The organism is Flexivirga endophytica (assembly GCF_014640635.1).
Classification (GTDB): Bacteria; Actinomycetota; Actinomycetes; order Actinomycetales; family Dermatophilaceae; genus Flexivirga; species Flexivirga endophytica.
This window is the reverse complement of record NZ_BMHI01000001.1, coordinates 242,398-265,984: the sequence shown is the minus strand read 5'-3', so window position 1 is coordinate 265,984 and position 23,587 is coordinate 242,398. Positions and strand designations below refer to the sequence as shown.

Genomic DNA, 23,587 nt, shown 5'->3' with positions numbered 1-23,587 from the left:
CTTCCTTCAAACGTCGTATGACGCGAACGGCTCGGCGAGCTCCACGTCTCCGGGCCACACTGCGGCGGCCTGGTTGCGGCATACCTCACGGTCGTGCCACGCCGGGATGTGTGTGAGCATCAGCCGCCGCACACCACCGGCGGTGACGGCGGCTTCGGCTGCACGCCGGCCGGACAGGTGGATGCCTTCGGCGTCGTCGGTCTCGTCGCAGAACGCCGAGTCCGCGAGCGCCAGGTCGGCGCCGGTGAGCAACGGGGTCAACGCGGGCGTGCTGTCGGTGTCGCCGGTGTAGGCCAGCACCTTGCCATCGGCCTCGACCCGCAGGCCGAACGCCTCGACCGGGTGGTTCACGCGGTGTGCAGTCACGGTGAACGGCCCGACCGTGAACGACGTCAGGTCGGCGAGCTCGCGGAAGTCGAACTCCGGCTTCAGCAGCGCCGGTTGGGTGGCTTCCTCATCGGTGACACCGGCGGCGCGGGCGACGCGCAGGTCGGTGCCGACCGGACCCCACACCGGCACGGTGACGGTCTGTGGGTGCACGGGGTGGTAGCGCAGGACGACGTGCAGCCCGGACAGGTCCGCGCAGTGATCGGGGTGCAGGTGGGACAGCACGATGGCGTCGATGGCCAACGGGTCGATGAACCGCTGCAGAGAACCCAGTGCGCCGTTGCCCAGATCCAGCACGAGGTTCCAGGTCCGGCCCTCGTGCTGCGCCTGCAACAGATAGGAGGAAGCGGGCGAATCCGGTCCGGCGAACGACCCGGCACAGCCCACGATCGTCAGCTTCATGAGACTTCCTTCTGCTGCACCATGAGGCCTGAGATCCGTCTGCGTCGCAGGTCGCAAGCTCCCTGCAACGCGGCGGCTCTCATGCTTCCTGTCCTTGTCGTGAAGAACTTCCGTGCCGGAAATTGCCGGTGAAGACGTGGTCGAACTCCGGCCCAAGACCGAGGAATCGCTTTGCGAGTCTTCGGAATTCGTCCGGGTCACCCGTCGTGGTGAACGAATGCCCCGGGGTGTCGTCGGTGTCCGCACGGAGCAGGTCCGCGTCGGCCAGCACCCGGTAGAGGTCCTTGGCGGTCTCCTCCGCGGACGACACCAGGGTGACGCCCTCGCCCATGACGTAGGAGATGACGCCGGTCAGCAACGGGTAGTGCGTGCAACCCAGCACCAGCGTGTCCACATCGTCCTGCTTCAGCGGCTGCAGATAGGACCGCGCGCACTCCAGCAGCTCCGGGCCACCGGTGACGCCGGCCTCGACGAACTCCACGAAACGCGGGCACGGCACACTCGCGACATGCAGATCGGGCGCTGCGGTGAACGCGTCCGGATAGGCCCGCGACTGGTAGGTGCCTCGGGTGGAGATGACACCGACCCGACCGTTGGTGGTCGCACGCACGGCACGCCGGACAGCAGGACGGATGACCTCGACGAGTGGGACGTCATACCGCTCACGGGCGTCGTGCAACACGGCCGCCGACGCCGTGTTGCAGGCGATCACCAGCGCCTTGACGCCGTGGTCGACGAGCCGGTCGAGACACTCCAGCGCGAGCGCACGCACCTCACCGATCGGTCGTGGTCCGTATGGCGCCCGGGCGGTGTCGCCGAGGTAGGCGATCGACTCGTGCGGCAACTGATCGAGCACCGCACGGGCGACGGTCAGACCGCCATACCCGCTGTCGAAGATCCCGATCGGTGCGTGAGCGCGGCCGGAGGACGCCTCATCAGGCGCGGGCCTGGTCGACGATGAGGAACGAATCGGCGTATCGGACACGCTTTCCAGCCTAAGGCGTTCTCGAGTACGTACTCGCCGGTTCAAGAGTCGAACTCGTCACACCGGAGCGCGAGCTCAGTCCTCGGCCCCGTGCCGGACGAACGGGTTGTCCAGGACGCCGATATCGCCGATCTCGACGGACACCCGCTGGCCGGGTTGCACCGGACCAACACCTTCCGGAGTGCCGGTGAGTATGACGTCACCCGGCAACAGGGTGAACGCCTTGGACACGTAGGACACCAGGGTCGCGACGTCGAAGATCATGTCGGCGCTGGTGCCGTCCTGCACCGTCTCGCCGTCGAGCCGGGTGACAACGTGTTGCTGCGTCGGGTCGAGGTCGGTCTCGATCCACGGACCGAGCGGGCAGAAGGTGTCGAAGCCCTTGGCACGCGACCACTGACCGTCGGACTTCTGCAGATCCCGTGCGGTGACGTCGTTGGCGCAGGTGTAGCCGAAGATCACCGACCGTGCTTCGTCCGGCTCGATGTCCTTGCACATGCGGCCGATGATGACCGCGAGTTCGCCCTCGTAGTCGACGCGTTCGGACTGCGGCGGCATCACGACCGGGTCGCCGGGCCCGGCGACGGCGGTGTTGGGGATCAGGAACATCAGCGGCTCCGCCGGCACGTCGTGACCCAGCTCCGCCGCGTGCTCGGCGTAGTTGCGGCCGATCCCGATGACCTTCGAGCGTGGGATCACCGGTGACAGCAACCGGACCTCGTCGACGGTCGTCGTCACGCCGGTCAGCTGGATCTTCGTGTAGAGCGGGTCGCCGGAGATCTCGGCGATCTTCTCGCCTGCTCCGTCGACCAGTCCGAACGTCGGGTCCTCACCAGTGGTGTATCTCGCGATGCGCACCGAGTCACCCTATAGTCACCCCACGAAGTTTCTCCTCCGCTTCGTCACCCCACGAAGTTCTCCTCCGCTTCGCTCCCCCGATACTTCGCGGGGGCCCCGACCCGCTCCCCCGAATACTTCGCGGGGACCCCGACTCCGACCGCACAGTCGATCGTGTCGTTCGGGTTTCCGCTCACGGCTTGAGGTGGGGAGCCAGCGTCCACCACATCAACGTGTAACCGGCGTCGTTGGCGTGGATGTTCTGCATGCTGCACATCCACGTCCAGGTGCAGATGCGCGCGACGTTGGTCGGCACCTTCCCGAACGAGGTGGTGACCATCGGGGTGTCGGCATCGCTGAGGAAGGCCTTGGCGATGTCGGCGACCGGTGCGTTGATCGTCTTGGCCGCTGTGGCGATCTCGCCGTTGAACGTCGTCGCCAACCCCTCGGACGCCTTGGCGATCTGCTGGCCCTGCGTGCCGAGCAGGTAGGCGGCCAGGAACGGGTTGTAGTAGTTGAGGACCACGATCTTGGAGTTGGGCGCGGCCTTGTGCAGTGTCTGGAGGATCGCCGGCAGCTTGGTCGCGACGTCCGTCAGGCCGCCCTGGAGGCAGGCGAAGTCGATGTTGGTGCCCTTGACACAACGCTGTATGTCGTTGGCTCCCAAGTCGATCGTGATGACGCCCCGGGTGTTGGCGTGCGCCTTGAGGAAGGCCAGCGCCTTGGCCTGCTGGCTCTTCGCCGGGTCGTTGCCGCCGCAGATCGCGCCGCTGGTGAAGGTCTTGGTGTCCTCCCCCGAGCACGCGTAGTTGGTCAGTCCGATGTTGGGGTTCTGCAGCTTGAGCATCTGCAGTGCCCCACCGACATACCCGCCGGTCTTGTCATCGCCCTTGCCGGGCTGGTACCCGGCGGCGAGCGAGTCGCCGAGCGCGAGGTACCACTGCGGGGCGGTCGTCGTCGCGGCCCGCACGACCGTCGTCGTCCGCGTCGGCGAGGCGTCAGCTGCGGTCATCGGAAGCGAGACGGTTGCCGCGGCGATGCCGACGGCCGCGACAACGGAGAGCTGACGGCGCATGGGGGTGGCTCCTTTTCGATACAGACACAGGAGGCAGCATGAGCCTCGGTACGGCCTGAGCAGATTCACTGTAACGACGGAAGCGACCCGGACCACCGACTTCGCGAAAGATAAACTCGAGTAGATGTCGACCCGTCTCCCGTATGCCGCCTGGGCCCCTCTCGCCGCAGCGCACGAGCACCGGGTCGACGAGTTGACGGCCGCGCATCGGCAGCGCCGCCGGGGTGGGCGCGCTCATCCGGTCGAGGACTTCCTCTTCACCTACTACTCCCACCGTCCCAGCCGGTTGCGGCGCTGGCATCCCGGTGTCGGGGTCGCGCTCGAGGACGCCGGCGACCGGGCGAGCTGGCCGCTGCACCGGCAGGTCGACGGCGCCGCGGAGGTCGACCTGCCGCAGTTCCTCGCCAAGCGTGGCTCGACCGTGCGCTTCATCAGTTCGCTGCTGTCCGCGACCGAGGGACGCGCACCGGCCCTGGGCTGTTTCGGGCTGCACGAGTGGGCGATGGTCTACCGGTCCGGCGACATACGTCACGAGGACTGGCCGTTGCGGCTGGGCAGCGCCGGCACCGACGAGGTCGTCGAGCGCCATACGGTGCGCTGCTCGCACTACGACGCCTTCCGCTTCTTCACCGAGGACGCCCGACCGCGCAACACCGTGCAGCCGACCCGTGAGCGGCAGGTCGCCCTGGAGCAACCTGGTTGCCTGCACGCCGGGATGGACCTCTACAAGTGGGCCTACAAGCTGACGCCGGCGATCCCCAGTGATCTGGTGCTGGAGTGCTTCGAGCTGGCTCGCGACGTGCGGGTGCTCGACATGGAGGCCTCGCCATACGACCTGAGTGAGCTGGGATACCAACCGGTGCGCATCGAAACACCCGAGGGCAAGGCCGAATACGTCCGCCGGCAAAAGGAATTCGCCGCCCGCGGCCAAGAGCTGCGCCGTCGCCTGATCGCCGTCTGCGACGACTTGCTCTCGCCGCCCCCTTCGCCGACAGGACAGGCGATGCATTGAAAGGACAGGCGATTGGGCCGATTTCGGACCGAATCGCCTGTCCTCTCGATCGTTGCCTGTCCTCTCGGCATCACTTTCGAGGCTCGACGCCGCGCTTGAGCAGTCCGTAGGTGAACGAGTCGACCAGCGCGACCCAGCTGGCGTGCACGATGTTCGGTGCCACGCCGAGGGTCTGCCAGCTGCCGTTCTCGTCGCTGGTCTCGATCAGCACCCGCGTCGTGGCGTCGGTGCCGTGCGAGGCGTCCAGGATGCGCACCCGGAAGTCGATCAGCTCGAAGGCCGCCAGCTCCGGGTAGGCGTCGGCGAGCGCTTGGCGCAACGCGTGGTCCAGGGCGTTGACCGGGCCGTTGCCCTCGCCGGTGGCGACGGTGCGCTTGCCGGCGGCGGACAGTTTGACGGTCGCTTCTGACAGGGAGGGCTCGCTGCCGCCCGTGGAGTCCATGATGACCCGCCACGACTCGGCGTCGAAGTAGCTGAGCGGTTCGCCCGTGACCTCCTCGCGCAGGAGCAGTTCGAAGGACGCGTCGGCCGCGTCGAAGGTCCAGCCCTGCTGCTCCAGCTCCTTGACCCGCTTGACGGTGCGAGCGGCCAGTTGCGGGTCGTGCGTCAGGTCGTACCCGAGCTCCTTGGCCTTCAGCTCGATGCTCGCCCGGCCGGCCATGTCGGACACGAGGGTGCGCATGGAGTTGCCGACCAGCGCCGGGTCGGTGTGCTGGTAGAGGTCGGGATCCACCTTGAGTGCGGACGCGTGCAGGCCGGCCTTGTGCGCGAAAGCACTCGCCCCGACATACGGCTGACGCCCGTAGGGCACGACGTTGGTGACCTCGCTGATGGCATGGCTGAGGTGCAGGGCGCGGCCGAGACGCTCCGGTGCGACGACCTGCTGGCCCAGCTTCAACTGCAGGTTGCTGACGACGGTCACCAGGTCGGCGTTGCCGGTGCGCTCGCCATACCCGTTGATGGTGCCCTGCACGTGGTCGGCGCCGGCCTGCACCGCGGCCAGCGAGTTGGCGACCGCGCAGCCGGTGTCGTTGTGGCAGTGGATGCCGAGCCGAGCCTGGGTGCAGGTCAGCACGTCGCCGACGACATCGGTCACCTGAGGCGGCAGCATGCCGCCGTTGGTGTCGCACAGCGCGATCACCGAGGCACCGGCCTCGGCGGCGATCCGCACGACCTCCAGTGCGTATGCCGGGTCGGTGCGATAGCCGTCGAAGAAGTGCTCCGCATCCAGAAAGACCGAACGACCCTCTCGGACAAGGAAACTCACAGTGTCCGAGACCATCGCCAGGTTCTCGTCCAGCGTGGTGTGCAGGGCTTCGGTGACGTGCCGGGAGTGCGACTTCGCGACCAGCGTGACGACATCGGTCTGCGCATCCAGCAGCGCACGCACCTGCGGATCGTCGGCCGCCACAGCATGTGCCCGGCGGGTCGACCCGAAGGCAGCCAGCGTGGCGTTCTGCAGGTGCAACTCGGTGCGGGCGCGGGCGAAGAACTCGGTGTCCTTGGGGTTCGCGCCCGGCCAACCGCCTTCGATGAAGCCCACACCCAACTCGTCCAAGTAGGCCGCAATCGCCAACTTGTCGGCCACCGACAGGTTCAGACCCTCCTGCTGGGCGCCGTCCCGCAGGGTCGTGTCGTAGACGTGGAAGTCGGTCATCGTTGCGCCTTTCGAGGCGGGCTGGTCGGGGTCCTCGCGAAGTATCGGAGGCTGCGGGGGGGGAACTTCGTGGGGTGACTATGCGTGGTGTGGAACGTGGCCGCGGCGGGCCGGTCCTCCGCTCGCGCCGGGTGTGGGTGGCCCGGACACGAAAAAACCTCCCGGGGTAACGGGAGGTTGCGCGTCGGACCGGGTCCGACGCGCTAGCTGATAATGACCGATGCGGTGGTAACCGCGGTCACGAAGAGTGCCACGGGCACAGCTTGCCACCACTCATCCGAGGCGTGACACCGGCGTCTCGCCATACGGACGGCTGAGGGCGTGGCTGACCACACCGGCGCGACTCACCAGTTCCAGGGCCAACACAGCAGCGGCAGGCAGACCGGCGGAGGCGGCGTCGGCTGCGGGGGCTTGGTGCGGGTCGGCTTCGGCCGCACCGTCGGCGTCGCCGATGGCGGCGAGGGCCGCGTCGGGGTCGGACTCGGGCTGTGGCTCGGCGGTCGCGTGGTGGTCCGCACCGGCGGCGTCGTGACGACGATCGGCGGGGTGGAGCTGCCGGGCCGGGTCGACGACGGAAGGCTGACCGGTGAGCTGGTGGTCCCGGCGGGCGGCGCCGATCGTGTGGTGGACGCGGCCGAGGAGGGTAGATCACGCGACGAGCTGGGCGCCGTGGAGTCGGTCGACGCCGTCGTCGCGGACGACGCACTCGCCTTCGTGCTCGTGCTCTTGTTCCTGTTCTTGGCCGCCGCGGCGCTGCCGGACCCGGCTGCCGCCGCTCCCGGCGCGGACCCCGCACTCGACGGCGCCTGCGAACTCCGACTCACCGAGTGCGTGGCCGCCTGCGGCGGCGGGTTCGATCCGGTGCGGGTGAGCGCGAAGGCGGAGCAGGTGCCGGCGACCACGACAGCCGTGGCGACCCCGCCGATCGCCAGCTTGCGGGACTGACCGGCGCCGCTGCCCCATTTGAGCCAGAAGACACCTCCGGCGGCGGGCGCGACATGGCCGGCGGTCGCCCAGGCGATACCCGGACCGAGTGTCAGCAGAGCGGGGAGCAACGCGCCGCCGAGGTCGGCGTCGACGATCCGCAGATCCGCCAGCCGCCGGGCGCACGTGGGGCAGTCCTCGACGTGCTCGCGCACGTCGGATGCGGCGACGGTGTCCGCCTCGGGCAGCAGTTCCACCAGTCGCGGGACGTATGGCGCGCACTCCGGGGCGATGCCGTGGGTGGATCCGTGTGCCCGGATGTAGGCCGTCCGGAAACCGGTCCGTGCACGGCGCGCGAGTGCGGCGATCGCATTCGGTGACCGGCCCAGTTCCTCAGCCAGGTCGGCGTTCTTCTCATGGTCGACCGCGGTGCGCCACAGGACCATCTGCCACCGCGGCGGCAGCGTCGCGAACGCCTCACGCACCAGTCCGAGCTCGGCGTGGTGCGCGACCGGGTCGAGGGCATCCCTGTCGGCGTTCTCGAAGTCGGTGATCTCGTCGGTGAGGACATCGCTCGACGACGCGCGCCGTGCGCGGTTGGCCGCCTGGTTGCGGACCGAGGTGAGCAGGTAACCACGCACCGACGCCGACGGGCCGCCGTCGTTGCTGATCGCGTGGAGCATTCCCGAGAAGGCGTCGGAGGCGAGCTCTTCGGCGTCCTTCGGCTGCCGGCTCACCCGGCGTGCGGCAGCGAGCGTCGCGGGATAGTGCCGCGACCACAACTCGGCCATCGCTCGTGGGTCGCCGTCGCGCACCGCCATCAACAGGTCGGTGTCATCGGCTTCTGCCGCAACGGTCATCGCGTCTCTTCTTCGGGGAGGTGCCACCGTCGGATCAGGAGCCCGAACTCCCCAGGTGGCGCCCAGATTCTCGCACAACGCGGCCGCGTGCGGTCGACTCCCGGTTGATCGACCTCGCCGCCAGATCGATCAACCGGTCAGCCGGCGCCCGCGTTCCGGACCATCGCGACGGACGCCTCGCCCACGTCGGAGAGCGCGTGCAGCAGGTCCACCGGATCGATGCTCATCGGCTGGGACCGGGACTGGGCCACCAGCCGGCTGTACGTGCGCACCGCAGCAGCAAGCGTCTGAAACTCCTCCGAACCGGGGTCCGGCCCGATGCGTGGCTCATCATCCGTCACGTCCCGTCCTCCTGACACTGTCGCTCGCCGTTCGCGGCCCCTGTACCTGGTATGACGCACGAGGCCACGAAACGTGACGCGACGGCCGACCGGGCGGGTGTGATCGCCCGTCAGGGACGGGTTCACGGACCTCGCGTCACGGATTCGGGGGTGAGGTGTCTTCTCCTGATGACGGGCAACACTTCTCGGACAGGAGCACACTCATGGACCAGCCGGACCGCGGCACCTTGGCCGCCGAACTCCCCCGCCAGCTGCAGCGAGAGCTCACCCGCGCCCTCGCTTCCAAGCAGGACGCGCCGGACCTGTACCGCTACATCCGCTGGCTCCAGGCCTCGATCAACCGGTTGCACGGCAACCACGGAGCGCAGGAGGCGCAGGCCGTGTATGACGAGTGGGTGGCCACCCGGCCGCGTAGCGCCCGCCGAGCGACGAATTCCGGTCCTCATGTTCATGCCTGAGCCTGCAGCCGCACCCCACCTGCGCCGCATTCGAAGCAAGTCGCCGAGAACGGTCGTCGGTCGATGCCTCGTCAGCGTGGGCCATGTGCTCGAACGGCTGATCGCCGCCGTCGCGCTGGTGCTCGCGTCGCCGGTCTTCATGGGCATGGCGGTGCTGGCTCGGAGGCGGCCTTCGGGTCCGCTGCTGCGCAGCCAGCGCAGAATCGGTGCTCACGGCCGGATCTTCCGGATGCTCGGTTTCCGGACCGTCCGGCGGCACACGGCCCTCGACGCCCTGCCACAGCTGATCAACGTGCTGCGCGGCGACATGTCCCTGGTCGGGCCGCTTCCACCACGCCCGGAGGAACTTCGCCGCCAGCTACGGACGCGACCGGGCATCATCAGCCTGCGCCGAGCCCCCTGATCCCGGCTGGAGCGTTTCCAGCACGCGGGCGACGCCGTCCTCGGCGTTGCTGTCACACAGCCGGTCAGCGGCGGCGATCACGTCGGGGTGACCGTTCGCCATCGCGTATGACGTGCCCGCCCAGCGCAGCATCGGCAGGTCGTTCGGCATGTCCCCGAACGCCCACACCTCGGTGGCGTCGATGCCGAGGGAGTCGCACCAGTGCTGCAGGCCGCTCGCCTTGGTGACTCCAGGTGCCGAGATCTCGGCGGGACCGCCGTGATGCGACTGTGCGACGACGGCGCGATCGCCCAGGACCCGGCTCACGGCGGACACGAAGCGCTCGTCGTCCAGGACTTCACGCCGGGCCAGCAACTTGCCGACGACGGCGTTCGGGTCCAGCTCCTCGACGGGCGCCCGCACGGATCCGTCCGGGAGCCATTCGACGCCGACCTCCGGCAGCCATTCGGTGTCGGCGCCCGGATAGTCGGGCTCCATGTGCACGCCGGTCGCGAGCTCGGCCATGAAGCCGATGCCCGGGAAGCTCCCCCGCAACACTTCGGCGATCTCGAGCACCTGCGCGTGCTCGATGGGATGGGCCTGCCGGACGGTGCGACCGGGCACGTCGTACACGAACGCGCCGTTGGCGCAGATCGCGACGCCGTGGTCGCCGACGACCGCCTCCAGCGCGTGCAGCCACCGCGGTGGTCGTGCGGTCACCACGACCGACTCGACGCCGATCTCGGGCAGCCGCGACCAAGCCGCTGCGGTGCGTGGTGACACCGTCGCGTCCGGTCGCAGCAGGGTGCCGTCCAGGTCGCTCGCGACGAGCTTCGGGAAGATGTGAGACCCCCGGGAATCGGTCCGACGTGAGTTACGCGAGACGGGTCAGCCAGCCGTGGGTGTCCTCGACCCGGCCGTACTGGATGTCCAGCAGCGTGGAGCGGATCTTGCCGGCGACCTCGTCGACGTGACCGTCACGGCGGTGGTCGCAGGACCCGCCGTCCCAGCGCAACTCGCCGACCGGGGTGACGACGGCGGCGGTCCCGCACGCGAACACCTCGGCGAGCTCGCCACTTTCGGCGGCGTCCTTCCACTCCTGGATCGGGATGCGCCGCTCCTCGGGCGAGAGGCCGAGGTCCTTGGCCAGTTCGAGGATCGAGCTGCGGGTGACACCCTCCAGGATCGAGCCGGTGAGCTCGGGCGTGACGATGCGGCCGTCCTTGTAGACCAGGAAGAGGTTCATGCCGCCGAGCTCTTCGATGTAGGTGTGCGTCGAGGAGTCCAGGAACACTGCCTGGTCGCAGCCGGCCGCGATGCCTTCGAGCTGGCCGGCCAGCGAGGACGCGTAGTTGCCACCGCACTTGGCACCGCCGGTGCCACCTTCGCCGGCGCGGGCGTAGTCGGTGGAGATCCAGAGGTTGATCGCCTTGACGCCGTCGCCGCCGAAGTAGGCGCCCGCCGGGGACGCGATGACCGCGTAGGTGACCTTCCTGGCCGGCCGCACCCCGAGGAACGCCTCGGACGCGAACATGAAGGGCCGCAGGTAGAGGGATGCCTCGCCACCGTCGCCAGCCTCGGGCACCCACGCCTTGTCGACCGCGACGAGCTCCTTGAGCGATTGGACGAAGTCCTCCTCCGGCAACACCGGGAGTGCCAATCGCGTTGCGCTGCGGGCGAATCGGGCGGCATTCGCCTCGGGGCGGAAGGTCCAGACCGAGCCGTCGGCGTGCCGGTAGGCCTTCATGCCCTCGAAGATCTCCTGCGCGTAGTGCAGGACGGCGGCTGCCGGGTCCAGCTGGAACGGGCCGTATGCCGCGACGCCCGCGTCATGCCAGCCCGCCTCGGAATCCCACTCGATCCGGACCATGTGGTCGCTGAAGTGGTTGCCGAAACCCGGGTCCGCCAGGACCTTCGCACGGTCGGCTTCGCTCACGCGGTCGGTCCGCTCGGTGACCGTGAACTGCAGGCCCATGACTTCCTCCGGATAACTCTCTTTTGGTTGGACTTCCAAGCAATAGCGTAGGCCCACGCCACCGACCGCTCGCACGCGGTGGTGACGTGGGCCACAGGCTTTCCGGGCCGCGCGTGCTACCCGAGTCGGGCCGCGATCGCGTCGCCGACCTCGGTGGTGGACCGGGGCGTGCTTCCCCGCTCGGCGAGGTCGGCCGAGACGGCGTCCTGGACCCGTTGGGCGTCGGCATCGTGCCCGAGGTGGGCGAGCATCAGACCGACCGACAGGATCGCGGCGGTCGGGTCCGCGATGCCCTTGCCGGCGATGTCCGGGGCCGATCCGTGCACCGGCTCGAACATGCTGGGCGCGGTGCGGTCGGGGTTGATGTTGCCCGATGCCGCCAGGCCGATGCCGCCGGTGACCGCTGCCGCGAGGTCGGTGATGATGTCGCCGAAGAGGTTGTCGGTGACGATGACGTCGAACCGCCCTGGGTCCGTCGTCAGGTAGATCGTCGCAGCGTCCACATGCGCGTAATCGGTCTGTACCTCGGGGAACTCGGCTCCCACTTCCTCGACGGTGCGTCGCCACAGGTGACCGGCGTGGGTGAGCACGTTGTGCTTGTGCACCAGGGTGAGCTTCTTGCGCTCGCGAGCCTGGGCCCGGGCGAAGGCGTCCCGGACCGCGCGCTCGGCGCCGAAGCGGGTGTTGACACTGACCTCGGTCGCGAGTTCGTGCGGCGTGCCGACGCGCAGCGCGCCACCGTTGCCGGTGTAAGGGCCTTCGGTGCCCTCGCGCACCACGACGAAGTCGATGCCGTCCGGTGCCACCCTGGCGATGTCCAACGGGGACGACGTGCCGGGGAACAGCTTCGAGGGCCGCAGGTTGATGTAGTGGTCGAGCTCGAACCGCAGACGCAACAACAGGTTCCGTTCCAGCACGCCGCTGGGCACCGTCGGGTCACCAATAGCACCGAGCAGGATCGCGTCGTGGCCGCGCAGCTCCTCGAGTACACCGTCCGGCAGCGTCTCTCCGGTGGCGTGCCACCGCTGCGCGCCCAGGTCGTACTCCGTGCGTTCGACCTTCGCGTCGGACACCGCGTCGAGGACCTTGAGCCCCTCGGCGACGACTTCCGGCCCGATGCCGTCGCCGCCGATGACCGCCAGATTGATGTGCTGCGTGGGAGCTGTCGTCATACGTTCAGGGTAGGGCGACGTCTCGTCATTCGATATTGGAATCTTGTATGTCGGACATCGGCCGACGCGAGACGCACCAGGGCCCCGACCGGATCACGATCGGGGCCCTTTTAGGAGAATGCATCGAGCGCTGAACACGATGCGGTGCGCGGGAATTCGCCAACACCCGACGATTCCCGCACGTCTATTGCGACGCGGTCAGTCCCGGAGGTCCATGGACTCCTGCAGAGCGCGTCGGGTTTCGAGCTGTTCTTCGGTCATGATGCGGTCCTTCACGTGAAATGCGCGGCCACGGTGCTCCCCCGTGTGGAACCAGGCCGGGCGGAAGTGCGAAAAGTTTGGCGAGTCGTCAGCGCAGCGCGGGATCTCCGCGGCGAGGTGCTGACCTAGAGCTCGCCGCGGCAGCCGATGAGGATGAGGCTCCGCTTCATGTAGCCAAAGCTACGCCTCAGCGTCCGCTCTTCGATACCCAAATCTCATCATTTGGATGATGCGACTGTGACGTACGGCGAGACCCGCGCCTATTAGGCTCAGAGAGTGAGTGTCCGATTGATCGTGCTGCCGGAGGTCTCCTTCGACGGCACACCCATCAAGAGCGTGGCGATCGGACGCCTGACCGCGTGTCTGTCCGCCGATCTGCGCACCGGCGTGAGCAGTGGCCGGCTCATCGACGAACTCTGGCCCCAGCAGCGCCCCGAGCACCCGAACAAAGCCCTCCAAGTCCTGGTGTCGCGCGCCCGGTCGGCGCTCGGCCACGACGTCATCAGCAGCACACCGACCGGCTACCGTCTCGCGCTCGACGAGGAGGAGATCGACGCGACCGCGCTCCGCCTGCGCGCATCGGCCACCCGCAGGGCCGCGCGCGAGGGCGACGCAGCAGCGGCACTCGCGCACGCCGACGCCGGCCTTGCACTGTGGCCGGAGCCGACCGTCGACGATCTCGATGCGGCGGCCAACGCGGACGATCCGGTGCAGCGCCTGCGGCAGGACTCGCTGCCCCACCTGATCCTCCTGCGTCGCGAACGCGGGCTGGCGTTGACGGCCGTCGGCCGCCACGCCGAGGCCCGAGAGTTGCTCGCCTCCTGCCTCGAGGACACGCCCCGCGACGAAGCCGTCCTCGCCGCCCTGCTGCGGTCCGAGGCGGCCACCGGATCCCGTGCGACGGCGCTGGATCGCTATGAACACCACCGCCGTTCGTTGCGTGACGAACTCGGCACCGATCCCGGGCCGGCACTACAGGCCGTCCACCGCGAGCTGTTGGACAGCGACCGCCCGCAGGTCCGCACCGGTGTCGAGCACGACCCCAATCCCCTGCTCGGCCGGGATGACGACATCGACGCGCTCACGGCACTGACCCAGAGCGCTCGGGTGACCTCCATCCTCGGACCGGGCGGACTCGGCAAGACCCGGCTGGCACACGCCGTCAGCCGTCGAGCACTGCAACGATCCGTGCAGTTCGTCGGGCTGGCGGGCGTCACCGACCCGGACCGGGTGGTGGCCGAGGTGGCCTCCGCACTCGGAGTGACCGGGGTGAGCACGCGCGCCGGGCGCGCCACAGAGGCACCCACGGACCTGACCACCGCGATAGCGCGCAACCTCTCCGGCGGTTCGGCCCTGTTGGTGCTGGACAACTGCGAGCACGTCCTCGACGGGGCCGTCCGCCTGGTCAGTGCTCTCGTGGCGATGCTGCCCGACCTGCACATCCTCACCACCACACGCGCCCCACTGGGACTGTCCTCCGAGACCACCTACCCGCTGGCCGAACTCGACCCGGACATCGCGGTCGAGCTCTTCACACAACGTGCCCGGGCGGTGCGGCCGGGCATCGAGTTGCCCGACGACGTCGTACGCCGCCTGTGCGCCCGTCTCGACGGACTGCCGTTGGCCCTCGAGCTCGCCGCGGCACGCACCAATGTCCTGTCCGTGCAGCAGATCGAGCATCGGCTCGGCGATCGCTTCGCCCTGCTCAACCGCGGCGCTCGGGACGCACCTGACCGGCATCGCACCCTGCAGGCGGTCATCGACTGGAGCTGGCAGCTGCTGGGCAGGCCCGAGCAGGAGGCTCTCGCCATACTCTCGGTCTTCGCCGACGGCTTCGATCTCGAGGCCGCGGGCGATGTGCTCGCCAAGGCCGGCTCGACCGCCGGCGACCCCGTGGACATCGTCGAGCACCTGGTCGACCAGTCACTGCTGCGCCGCGCGGACCGCGACAGCCGGCCCCGTTTCCGGATGCTGGAGACGGTGCGCGAGTTCGGTGCCGAACAACTCAAGCGCACCGACTGCACCGAGGCAGCGCTCCGCGCAGTCATCGTGTGGGCCGCCGGAGCCGCCCGCACGCACGGGCCCGTGCTCTTCGGTCCGGCGCCGGACGATGCGCTGGCGTTCCTGCTCGCCGAGGAGGACAACCTCGCCGCGGCACTGCGCGCGGCCGTGGATCGCGAGGACCCGGCCGGAACGGCTGCGCTCTTCGGTGCGCTGGCCGCATTGTGGTCGGTCCAGTCGCGCCACGAGCAGGTCTTCGGACCGGCCGCCGACGCGGTCCGGGTGATCAGCCATTACCGGCCGGACCCGGACGACGTCGAGATCACTCGTCAAGCACTGGTCCTCGCCACGGTCAATCTCACCATCGTCGGCAACCCGACCGGCCTGCGCGCGCTGGTGCTCGTGCAGCGCCTCCCTCCGGCGAGCCGGACAGGTGTCGTCGAGGCGTTGGGGCGACTCGTCACGGACAGCGGTGGCCGGCTCCCGATCGGCGCTCGGGTCCTCGATGCCGATCGGGCGCTCGAGCTGGCCGACTCCGCCGACCCGATGCTGCGAGCCACCGCCATACTGCTCGCATCGCACATCCTGGAGAACGACGGTCGCGTGACGGAGGCACTGCAGACCGCGCGCCGGGGCGTGCAGGACGAGGCGATGATGTCGAGTCTCTGGGGCACCCTCGTCAACCAGTCTCGAGTCGCCGAGCTCGCCTCGTCCCTGGGCGAATACGCGGAGGCCGAGGCGATGGCCGAGCGCGTGCTGCCGCTGTTGGCACGCTTTGGCGCACAGGGCGACATCACCTCGATCCGGTGGATGCTGGCGACGCTGCGCCTGCACCGCGATGACCTGTCCGGAGCGGAGGACCAATTGCAGGCCGCGGGTTTCGATCCGGCGGCGGACTCCTTCGGTGAAGGCACCATGGGACTGACGATCCGCGCCGAGCTGGAGCTCGCCGGCGGTCAGGTCGACTCGGCCCTCCGCCGTTACCGCGCCGCGGTCGAACACGCCGAGACCCGTTCTCATCTGGCGCCGTTCATCGGCGAAGAGACCACCACGCCGTGGGTGACGATCGCCCGCGCCGCCTGCCTCGCCTCGCACGCCGCCAACGGCCGGTTCGACGCGGTCACCGAGCTCCCGGGCAAGCTGATCGAGTCCTTGCGGGACGTGGCGGCCGACATCATCAGCCCGACCTCGCTGGTGATCCGAGTGGATCTACCGGTGTGCGGCGGTGCCGTGCTCGGACTGAGCTACGCGCTCGCAGCGTCCGCCACGACCGCCGCTGAGCGCAGGCACACCGCACGAGGCGTCGCACTCTCGGACGCGCTGGGGGTCTCACGCACGCCCCCGGCCATGTCACGCGATCGTGCCGAACAGCTCGCCATACAGACGGACGCGCCGGCATACGCCTCCGCGACGAAGACGTATGCCGGCGCCGGCCGCGACGAGTTGCTCAAGCAACTCAGCACCTGGCTCGATGAGCTTCCGCAGAGCTGGCGTCAGAGCTGACGTCGATAACCGCGGACCGCGAGCGGGACGAAGATCGCGACCACCGCCGCACAGGCCAGCAGCGCCCAGCCGACCTCTCCGTTGACGGCGCCGTCGTTCGCCAGGGAACGCAGCGCTGACACGACGTGCGACACCGGGTTGACCTTCACGAACGCCTGCAGCCAGTCGGGCATGGTCGACGTCGGTACGTAGGCGTTGGACAGGAACGTCAGCGGGAACAGCACCATCATCGAGATGCCCTGCAAACCCTGCGCCGACTTCATGATGGTGCCCAGGAAAGTGAAGACCCACGACAGTGACCAGGCCGCGAAGATCACCAACAGACCCGCGCCGAGGACACCGAGCACCCCGCCACCGGGCCGGTAGCCCATCGCAATGCCGACCCCGAAGGTCAGCGTGGTGGCGATCGTGTAGCGGATCGTGTCGGCCACCGCAGGACCGGCGAGTGGTGCGACGCGGGACATCGGCAGGGACTTGAAGCGGTCGAAGACACCCTTCTCCATGTCCTCGCGCAGCGTCACGCCGGTCGCCATACACGTCGTCAGTGCGGTCTGCACGAGGATGCCGGGGATCAACATCGGCAAGTACTTCGACACTCCTCCGGCGACGGCACCACCGAAGATGTAGCCGAACATAGGTGTGAACAAAAGAGGTTGGAGCGTCACGTCGAAGAACTGCTCCGGGTTGCGGCGCATCTTGTGCAGGGCGCGACCGGCCATCAGCAGGATCTGCCGCAGCGTCTCGCGCGGGCTGACCCGTGGCTGCAGCTCGGGCAACGCGACGTCGCCGGTCGAGGTGAGCGTGGTCATCGGCTGACCTCCATCTGGTCGTGCTGCGCGTGGGCAGCGTTGTCCGTGCGGTCGTCGCCGGCAATCTCAGGTTCGGCGGTGGCGGGTGCTCCGGTCAGTGCCAGGAACACCTCGTCCAGCGTGGGTTCCTCGACCTTGACCTCCTGAATGCTGATCCCGCCGTGACGCAGTGCGATCAGTGCCTCGGCGGCGTCGTCCGCACGCTCCATCGGCACGGTGAGACGCGCAGCCTCGGGAGTGCGACTGGCCGGGCGGCCCAGGACCTGCGCGACGGCTCGCGCAGCGGCGTCCATGTCGTCCGGATCCGCCAGCCGGACCGCCAGTGTCGACCGGCCGACGGACGCCTTGAGCTCCCCCGAGGTGCCCTCAGCGACCTTGCGGCCCTTGTCGATCACGGCGATCCGGTCGGCGAGCTGGTCGGCCTCGTCGAGGTACTGCGTCGTGAGCAGGATCGTGGAACCCTGCCGGACGAGGTCGCGGATCGTGTCCCACATCTGTCCCCGCGTCCGCGGGTCGAGCCCGGTGGTCGGCTCGTCGAGGAAGATCAGCGGTGGGGAGGAGATCAGGCTCGCCGCGAGGTCGAGCCGGCGCCGCATGCCACCGGAGAACTTCTCCAGCAGCCGGTCACCGGCGTCGGTCAGGCCGAAGCGCTCGAGCAGGTCGTCGGCCGTATGCCGTGCCGCGGCACTCCCTTGCCCGTGGATACGGGCGAAGAGCACGAGATTCTCTCTCGCAGTGAGCTTTTCGTCGACCGAGGCGTATTGCCCGGTCAGTCCGATCAGTTGCCGCACCTTGTGCGGTTCGCTCCGGACGTCGACACCGAAGATGCTCGCGGAGCCGGCATCGATGCGCAGCAGGGTCGCGAGCATGCTCAGCATCGTCGTCTTGCCGGCGCCGTTGGGGCCGAGCACGCCGAAGACCTCGCCCGGACGCACCTGGAGGTCTATCCCATCGACAGCGCGCAGGCTGCCGAACTTCTTGACGAGACCGGTGGCCTCGACAGCCAGTCGGGTCATGGTGGTTGTCTCCCCGTCGGATGGAACGGTGACCCTTCACGGGTCACAGCCGCCGGCACGGCGCCGGGGCATGAGGACAACTTCAACCGACCTCGGATTCGCAGCGGTTTCAGGTCAGTTTCACGCGTTCGAACCTGCCGCCGCATGCGCGTGAGTAGTCTGCCAGGACCGAGTGCCGTGTAGCCGACCGTCCGCGGCTGTCACGCATCCCCGTGGGGCGGAGTCGGAGACTATGAGCAAGCGGTACCTCATGCGGCTCGGAAAGACACCTTTCGAAGCCGTGGACGCTTTCCACACACTCGACCGCAACACCCTGGGCACCAACAACGGCAACCTCGTCTACGGGGCGGCATCGCACAAGCTCTTCTCGACACGGGACACGGTCGTGGACGCCAACCGCTACAAGATCAACGCGGCTATGGCGGACCGGGTGAACGACGAGTACGACGGCTTCATCCTGCCGTTGGCCAACGCGTTCCGACCCGAGTTCGAGAACGAACTGCTGCGCACCGCACAGTTCCTGGAGCGGCTGACCATCCCGTTCCTGATGCTGTCCGGCGGCGCCCAGCTCCCCCCGGACGGCGATCCGGCGTCGCTGCGGAAGATGGAGCCGACCATCCGGCGCTTCGCTCGGGCGGTGCTTGACGGCTCGAGCAAGCTGTCGGTCCGCGGTGAGATGAGTGCCGCATACCTGCGCTCGCTCGGATTCGACGACGTGGTCGTCGTCGGCTGTCCCTCGATGACGTTGCACGGCCCCGGTCACCGGGTCGAGGTCCCGGACACCTTGCAGCCGGGTGCACCGATCGCCTACAACCTGGAGACCAAGGACCCGTTCGGCGGGGACCTGATCGAGGATGCCGAGCACAACTACCTCGCGACCTACCTGCCGCAGGAGCACGGGACCCTTGAGCTGATGCTGTGGGCGACGGCGCCATACTCCGAGGCCGACCTGCGGTTGCCTCTGGACTCCTCGCACCAGCAGTTCGCCTCCGGTCAGGCCGAGTTCTACCTCGACGCCTACCCGTGGATCGACCGGCTGGCCGAGATGGACTTCTCCTTCGGGGCTCGCGCACACGGCAACATCGCGGCCGTCCTCGGTGGCACACCGTGCGTGATGCTCGCGCACGACTCACGCACCTTCGAGCTGGCGCGCTATCACGGCATCCCGTATGTCGTTCGCGGCACCGAACCGTTGCCCGCAACAGTGCAGGAGCTCTATGCACTGGCCGACTTCTCGGAGTTCAACCGTGGCCACACCGAACGCTTCCAGCGGCTGAGCGATTTCATCCACGAGAACGGTTTCGAGCACATCTACGACCCCGGACAGGAGTCGGCGCGCGCGCACTACGAAGCCCGGATCCGGCGCATCGACTTCCCGCCACCGGTCCGGCCGACCTGGCAGGACCGACCCGCGGACGTGGCGCATCGGCACGCGGTGCTGCAGGAGCGGAGCAACCGGCAGAAGCAGCAACAGGCCCAACTACGCCGTGACCTGGGCCGGCTGAAGGCCCACAGCAACGATCAGCTCGCGCAGTTGACCGAGCGAGTGGACCAGGCGGAGAAGCGGGCCGCGGCAGCCGTGCGGCGCGCGGAAGCCGCCGAGCAGCGTGCCACGCGGGCCGAGAAGAAGCTGGCCGCCATCGACAAACGGGTGGCCAAGGTGTCCGCGGAAGCGCAGCGCGCCACCGACCGGTCCCAGCGTGCCGTGCGAGTGCCGACTCGGCTGCGCGGCCTCATCTCCCGCCTACGCCCCTGAACCACGAATGACGGCTCCCTCGACGAGTGACGGCCCAATTGGGCCGTCACTCGCCGAAGAAGCCGTCATTCGTGATGGGCCCCGGGTCGGGAGTCGAAGCAGACCCGAGGACTCAGCGGGCGGCTGATCCTTCGACGTAGTCGGTGTCGGTGTCGCTGTCCTTGAGCCAGCTCATCAGGCCGCGCAGCTTCTTGCCGGTCGCCTCGATGGGGTGCTGGGCACCCTTCTCGCGGAACGCCTTGAACTCCGGCGCGCCAGCATCTTGATCGTCGATGAACCGCTTGGCGAACGAGCCGTCCTGGATGTCGGCCAGCACGGCCTTCATGTTCTCCTTCACGTGCGGGTCGATGACGCGCGGGCCGGAGACGTAGTCACCGAACTCGGCGGTGTCGGAGATCGACCAGCGCTGCTTGGCGATGCCACCCTCGATCATCAGGTCGACGATGAGCTTCAGCTCGTGCAGGCACTCGAAGTAGGCGACCTCGGGCTGGTAGCCGGCCTCGGTCAACACCTCGAAGCCGTACTGCACGAGCTGCGACGCGCCACCGCACAGGACGGACTGCTCGCCGAAGAGGTCGGTCTCGGTCTCCTCGGTGAAGGTCGTCTTGATGCCGCCGGCGCGCAGGCCACCGATGCCCTTGGCGTAGGCCTTCGCCAGGTCCCAGGTCGTGCCGGACGCGTCCTGTTCGACCGCGAGCACGACCGGCACGCCGCGACCGTCGACATACTCGCGACGCACGATGTGGCCGGGGCCCTTCGGGGCGACCATCAGTACGTCGGCGTCGGACTTCGGTTTGATGTAGTCGTAGCGGATGTTGAAGCCGTGCCCGAAGACCAGCGCGGCGCCGGGGTTCAGGTTCGGCTCGATCTCCTCGGCGTAGAGGGTGCGCTGCACCTGGTCGGGCGCGAGGATGACGACGACGTCGGCCTCCTTGACCGCGTCGGCGACGGGCAACACACGCAGCCCTTCGTTCTCCGCCTTCTCCTTCGACTTCGAGCCGTCGCGCAGGCCGATCCGGACGTCGACACCGGAGTCACGCAGGTTGAGCGCGTGGGCGTGACCCTGGCTGCCGTAGCCGATGACGGCGACCTTGCGGCCCTGGATCACCGACAGGTCGGCGTCGTCGTCGTAGTACATCTCGGCCACTGGAATCTCCTTGGTTGATATGTGAAATTGGTTGGTATGTAGACGAATTCAAACCGCGAGGCCTCGAGACGCTCGCTCGTTCGTCACGAGCTCCTCGGCTCACCGTTCTGTGCTACGCGCTGCGCCGACCCCGGTCGGTGATGGACTTGCCACCGCGACCGACACCGACGAGACCGGACTGAACGATCTCGCGGACGCCATACGGATCGAGCACTTCGAGCAACGCCTCGAGCTTGCCGGGCGTGCCGGTCGCCTCGATGACGACCGCATCGAGCCCGACGTCGACGACGTTGCACCGGAACATCTGGGTGATCTGCACGATCTCGGCGCGCGACGCGGCGTCACACCGGACCTTGATGAGCACCAGCTCCCGCTGGACCGACCCGGTCTCCTCGAGTTCGACGACCTTGAGCACCTCGATGAGTTTGTTGAGCTGCTTGGTCACCTGCTCCAGGGCGGTCTCGTCGACGTCGACGACGATCGTCATACGGGAGACCTCGTCGTTCTCGGTCGGTCCCACCGCAAGCGAGTCGATGTTGAAGCCGCGCCGGGAGATGAGACCCGAGATGCGTGCCAGCACACCGGGTTTGTCCTCCACCAGCACCGACAAGGTATGGCGCGCCATCAGCGGCTCCCCTCTGCGTCGTCGTCGCGGTCCCACACGGGTGTCATTGCCCGCGCCGTGGTGACCAGGTCGTTGCTCACACCGGCTGGCACCATCGGCCACACCATCGCATCGCGCTCCACCACGAAGTCGATGACCACCGGAACATCGTTGATCTCCAACGCTTTCGCGATGGTCGCGTCGACGTCCTCGGTCTTCTCGCAGCGTAGTCCGACGCACCCGTAGGCCTCCGCGAGCTTGACGAAGTCGGGGATGCGCGACCCGGCGGCGGACGTATGCAGATCCGTGTTGGAGTAGCGCTCGTTGTAGAAGAGCGTCTGCCACTGCCGCACCATGCCGAGGCTGGAGTTGTTGATGATCGCGACCTTGATCGGGATCTTGTTGATCATGCAGGTGGCCAGCTCCTGATTTGTCATCTGGAAGCAGCCGTCCCCGTCGATCGCCCAGACGACGCGGTCGGGTTCGCCGACCTTCGCGCCCATCGCGGCCGGCACCGAGTAGCCCATGGTGCCGAGGCCGCCGGAGTTGAGCCAGGAGTTGGGGCGTTCGTACTTCACGAACTGTGCCGCCCACATCTGATGCTGGCCGACACCGGCGGCATACACCGCTTCGGGTCCGGTGAGCGCGCCGATCCGCTCGATGACGTACTGCGGCGGGATCGCCGTCGCATTGTCGGCAGGGCTGTAGCCCAAGGGGTAGGTGTCCGCCCAGCCGCGGGTGCGTTCGGCCCAGGCGGTGAAGTCGCCGCCCCGGCCGGCGTCCTGGTCGGACCGCAGAGCGGTGATCAGGTCGGCGATGACGGCCTTGGCGTCCCCGACGATCGGGACGTCGGCGACGCGGTTCTTGGAGATCTCGGCCGGGTCGATGTCGGCGTGGATGACCTTGGCGCCGGGCGCGAAGGACGGGAGGTGGCCGGTGACCCGGTCGTCGAAGCGGGTGCCGATCGCGATCAGCAGGTCCGACTTCTGCAGCGCGGTGACCGCGGCGACCGAGCCGTGCATGCCAGGCATACCCAGGTGCAGCGGGTGACTGTCGGGCACGACTCCGCGCGCCATCAGCGTTGTCACCAACGGGATCCCCGCGACCTCGACCAGTTCACGCAGTTCCTCCGCCGCCTCGGCACGCACGATGCCGCCACCGAGGTAGAAGACCGGGCGCTGGGCCTCCCGGATCAGCTTGGCCGCCGCACGGATCTGCTTGTGGTGCGGCCGGGTCACCGGCCGATACCCGGGCAGCGCGACGTCGGCCGGCCACTCGAACGTTGTCTTGCCGACCATCGCGTCCTTGGTGACGTCGACGAGCACCGGACCGGGGCGGCCGGTCGAGGCGATGTGGAACGCCTCCTTGATCGCGGCGGCGATGCCGCCCGGCTCGGTGACCAGGTAGCTGTGCTTGGTGATCGGCATGGTGATGCCGCGGATGTCGGCTTCCTGGAAGGCGTCGGTGCCGATCGTCTTGGAGCTGACCTGCCCGGTGATCGCGACCATCGGAACCGAGTCCATGTAGGCGTCGGCGATCGCGGTGACCAAGTTGGTCGCGCCGGGGCCGCTGGTCGCCATACAGACACCGACTCGGCCGGTCGCCGACGCGTATCCCTCGGCGGCGTGCCCGGCGCCCTGCTCGTGGCGGACCAGGATGTGGCGCACCTTGGTCGAGTCCAACAACGGATCGTATGCCGGCAGGATCGCACCACCCGGCAGCCCGAAGACGACTTCTACCCCGGCGGACTCGAGCGCGAGCACCAGGCTCTGTGCGCCGGTCACTTCTTCCGCGGGCACCGGCTGCTTCGCCGCCGGCGCCACCTCCGCAGGGGTCGGGATCTGACGCGCAGATTCGTCCCTCATCTCCGCGTCAGCTCTTGATGCTGTTGGCCGTCCTTCGGCCGGACTGTGCGTCGTCACCTTGTCGTCCTTAACTCTTCGGAAGCACGCTCGCGCATAAAAAAACCCTCATCCCGGAGTCCGGGCAGTGAGGGTCAGCGCGCGAGCCGAATGAATCAGCT

General features: G+C 68.3%; 20 protein-coding genes. 5 read left to right on the top strand and 15 right to left on the bottom strand.

Annotation, left to right across the window (positions count from 1 at the left end):
* Positions 1-6: 6 nt before the first annotated feature.
* The 4 genes from IEX71_RS01225 to IEX71_RS01210 form a co-directional block, all read right to left on the bottom strand.
* Positions 7-789: an MBL fold metallo-hydrolase gene (locus IEX71_RS01225; RefSeq protein ID WP_188835154.1), complete on the bottom strand. Its 783-nt coding sequence runs from the start codon at positions 787-789 to the stop codon at positions 7-9.
* Between the two features lie 79 nt (positions 790-868).
* The gene (gene murI, locus IEX71_RS01220) at positions 869-1,759 is read right to left on the bottom strand and encodes a glutamate racemase (protein ID WP_188835818.1); all 891 of its coding nucleotides are present in this window, start codon (positions 1,757-1,759) and stop codon (positions 869-871) included.
* Positions 1,760-1,849: 90 nt separating this feature from the next.
* Positions 1,850-2,632, bottom strand: a complete 783-nt coding sequence (locus IEX71_RS01215; protein WP_188835153.1) for a fumarylacetoacetate hydrolase family protein — start codon at positions 2,630-2,632, stop codon at positions 1,850-1,852.
* 172 nt (positions 2,633-2,804) lie between these two features.
* Positions 2,805-3,686 (bottom strand): SGNH/GDSL hydrolase family protein, encoded by an 882-nt coding sequence (locus IEX71_RS01210; protein ID WP_188835152.1) that lies wholly within the window; start codon positions 3,684-3,686, stop codon positions 2,805-2,807.
* A gap of 124 nt (positions 3,687-3,810) precedes the next feature.
* On the opposite strand from IEX71_RS01210, the gene IEX71_RS01205 reads away from it, so the two are divergent.
* Positions 3,811-4,698 (top strand): 3-methyladenine DNA glycosylase, encoded by an 888-nt coding sequence (locus tag IEX71_RS01205; protein WP_188835151.1) that lies wholly within the window; start codon positions 3,811-3,813, stop codon positions 4,696-4,698.
* A 70-nt stretch (positions 4,699-4,768) separates the two neighbouring features.
* On the opposite strand, the gene cimA is transcribed toward IEX71_RS01205, so the two are convergent.
* The 3 genes from cimA to IEX71_RS01190 all read right to left on the bottom strand — a co-directional run bounded on the left by cimA (position 4,769) and on the right by IEX71_RS01190 (position 8,480).
* Entirely contained in the window at positions 4,769-6,355 is a 1,587-nt protein-coding gene (cimA, locus tag IEX71_RS01200; RefSeq protein ID WP_188835150.1) for a citramalate synthase, read from the bottom strand.
* Positions 6,356-6,699: 344 nt separating this feature from the next.
* Positions 6,700-8,139 (bottom strand): RNA polymerase sigma factor, encoded by a 1,440-nt coding sequence (locus IEX71_RS01195; protein WP_188835149.1) that lies wholly within the window; start codon positions 8,137-8,139, stop codon positions 6,700-6,702.
* A 137-nt stretch (positions 8,140-8,276) separates the two neighbouring features.
* A complete protein-coding gene (locus IEX71_RS01190) occupies positions 8,277-8,480 on the bottom strand; it encodes a hypothetical protein (protein ID WP_188835148.1) in 204 nt (67 codons plus the stop codon).
* Positions 8,481-8,683: 203 nt separating this feature from the next.
* Here IEX71_RS01190 and IEX71_RS22340 point away from each other — a divergent pair, with 203 nt between their 5' ends.
* On the top strand, positions 8,684-8,938 hold the full coding sequence (locus IEX71_RS22340; protein ID WP_229749362.1) for a hypothetical protein: 255 nt from the start codon (positions 8,684-8,686) through the stop codon (positions 8,936-8,938).
* A gap of 85 nt (positions 8,939-9,023) precedes the next feature.
* On the top strand, positions 9,024-9,341 hold the full coding sequence (locus IEX71_RS22335; protein WP_229749361.1) for a sugar transferase: 318 nt from the start codon (positions 9,024-9,026) through the stop codon (positions 9,339-9,341).
* On the opposite strand, the gene IEX71_RS01180 is transcribed toward IEX71_RS22335, so the two are convergent.
* The 3 genes from IEX71_RS01180 to IEX71_RS01170 form a co-directional block, all read right to left on the bottom strand.
* Complete coding sequence (locus tag IEX71_RS01180) at positions 9,297-10,163, bottom strand: HAD family hydrolase (protein ID WP_188835817.1); 867 nt, start codon at positions 10,161-10,163, stop codon at positions 9,297-9,299. The two genes, IEX71_RS22335 and IEX71_RS01180, sit on opposite strands and share 45 nt — an antisense overlap.
* Positions 10,164-10,194: 31 nt before the next feature.
* The gene (locus IEX71_RS01175; RefSeq protein WP_188835146.1) at positions 10,195-11,295 is read right to left on the bottom strand and encodes a branched-chain amino acid aminotransferase; all 1,101 of its coding nucleotides are present in this window, start codon (positions 11,293-11,295) and stop codon (positions 10,195-10,197) included.
* Positions 11,296-11,411: 116 nt separating this feature from the next.
* Positions 11,412-12,467, bottom strand: a complete 1,056-nt coding sequence (locus IEX71_RS01170; protein ID WP_188835145.1) for a 3-isopropylmalate dehydrogenase — start codon at positions 12,465-12,467, stop codon at positions 11,412-11,414.
* A 537-nt stretch (positions 12,468-13,004) separates the two neighbouring features.
* Here IEX71_RS01170 and IEX71_RS01165 point away from each other — a divergent pair.
* Positions 13,005-16,232, top strand: a complete 3,228-nt coding sequence (locus IEX71_RS01165; protein WP_188835144.1) for an AfsR/SARP family transcriptional regulator — start codon at positions 13,005-13,007, stop codon at positions 16,230-16,232.
* Here IEX71_RS01165 and IEX71_RS01160 read toward each other — a convergent pair.
* Both IEX71_RS01160 and IEX71_RS01155 read right to left on the bottom strand, forming a co-directional pair.
* Positions 16,223-17,041 carry an ABC transporter permease gene (locus tag IEX71_RS01160; RefSeq protein WP_188835143.1) on the bottom strand — a complete coding sequence of 273 codons (819 nt, stop codon included), beginning with the start codon at positions 17,039-17,041 and terminating at the stop codon, positions 16,223-16,225. The genes IEX71_RS01165 and IEX71_RS01160 overlap by 10 nt on opposite strands.
* Positions 17,038-18,057 carry an ATP-binding cassette domain-containing protein gene (locus IEX71_RS01155; RefSeq protein ID WP_188835142.1) on the bottom strand — a complete coding sequence of 340 codons (1,020 nt, stop codon included), beginning with the start codon at positions 18,055-18,057 and terminating at the stop codon, positions 17,038-17,040. Before IEX71_RS01155 ends, IEX71_RS01160 begins: the two co-directional genes overlap by 4 nt.
* Positions 18,058-18,289: 232 nt before the next feature.
* On the opposite strand from IEX71_RS01155, the gene IEX71_RS01150 reads away from it, so the two are divergent.
* A complete protein-coding gene (locus tag IEX71_RS01150; protein ID WP_188835141.1) occupies positions 18,290-19,813 on the top strand; it encodes a polysaccharide pyruvyl transferase family protein in 1,524 nt (507 codons plus the stop codon).
* Positions 19,814-19,925: 112 nt separating this feature from the next.
* On the opposite strand, the gene ilvC is transcribed toward IEX71_RS01150, so the two are convergent.
* From ilvC to IEX71_RS01135, 3 genes are all read right to left on the bottom strand, one after another.
* Positions 19,926-20,960 carry a ketol-acid reductoisomerase gene (ilvC, locus tag IEX71_RS01145; RefSeq protein ID WP_308420943.1) on the bottom strand — a complete coding sequence of 345 codons (1,035 nt, stop codon included), beginning with the start codon at positions 20,958-20,960 and terminating at the stop codon, positions 19,926-19,928.
* Between the two features lie 112 nt (positions 20,961-21,072).
* Positions 21,073-21,585, bottom strand: coding sequence for an acetolactate synthase small subunit (gene ilvN, locus IEX71_RS01140; protein WP_188835140.1), 513 nt, complete (start codon positions 21,583-21,585; stop codon positions 21,073-21,075).
* Positions 21,585-23,429 carry an acetolactate synthase large subunit gene (locus tag IEX71_RS01135; RefSeq protein WP_188835139.1) on the bottom strand — a complete coding sequence of 615 codons (1,845 nt, stop codon included), beginning with the start codon at positions 23,427-23,429 and terminating at the stop codon, positions 21,585-21,587. The genes ilvN and IEX71_RS01135 overlap by 1 nt, the downstream gene beginning before the upstream one ends.
* Between the last annotated feature and the right edge of the window lie 158 nt (positions 23,430-23,587).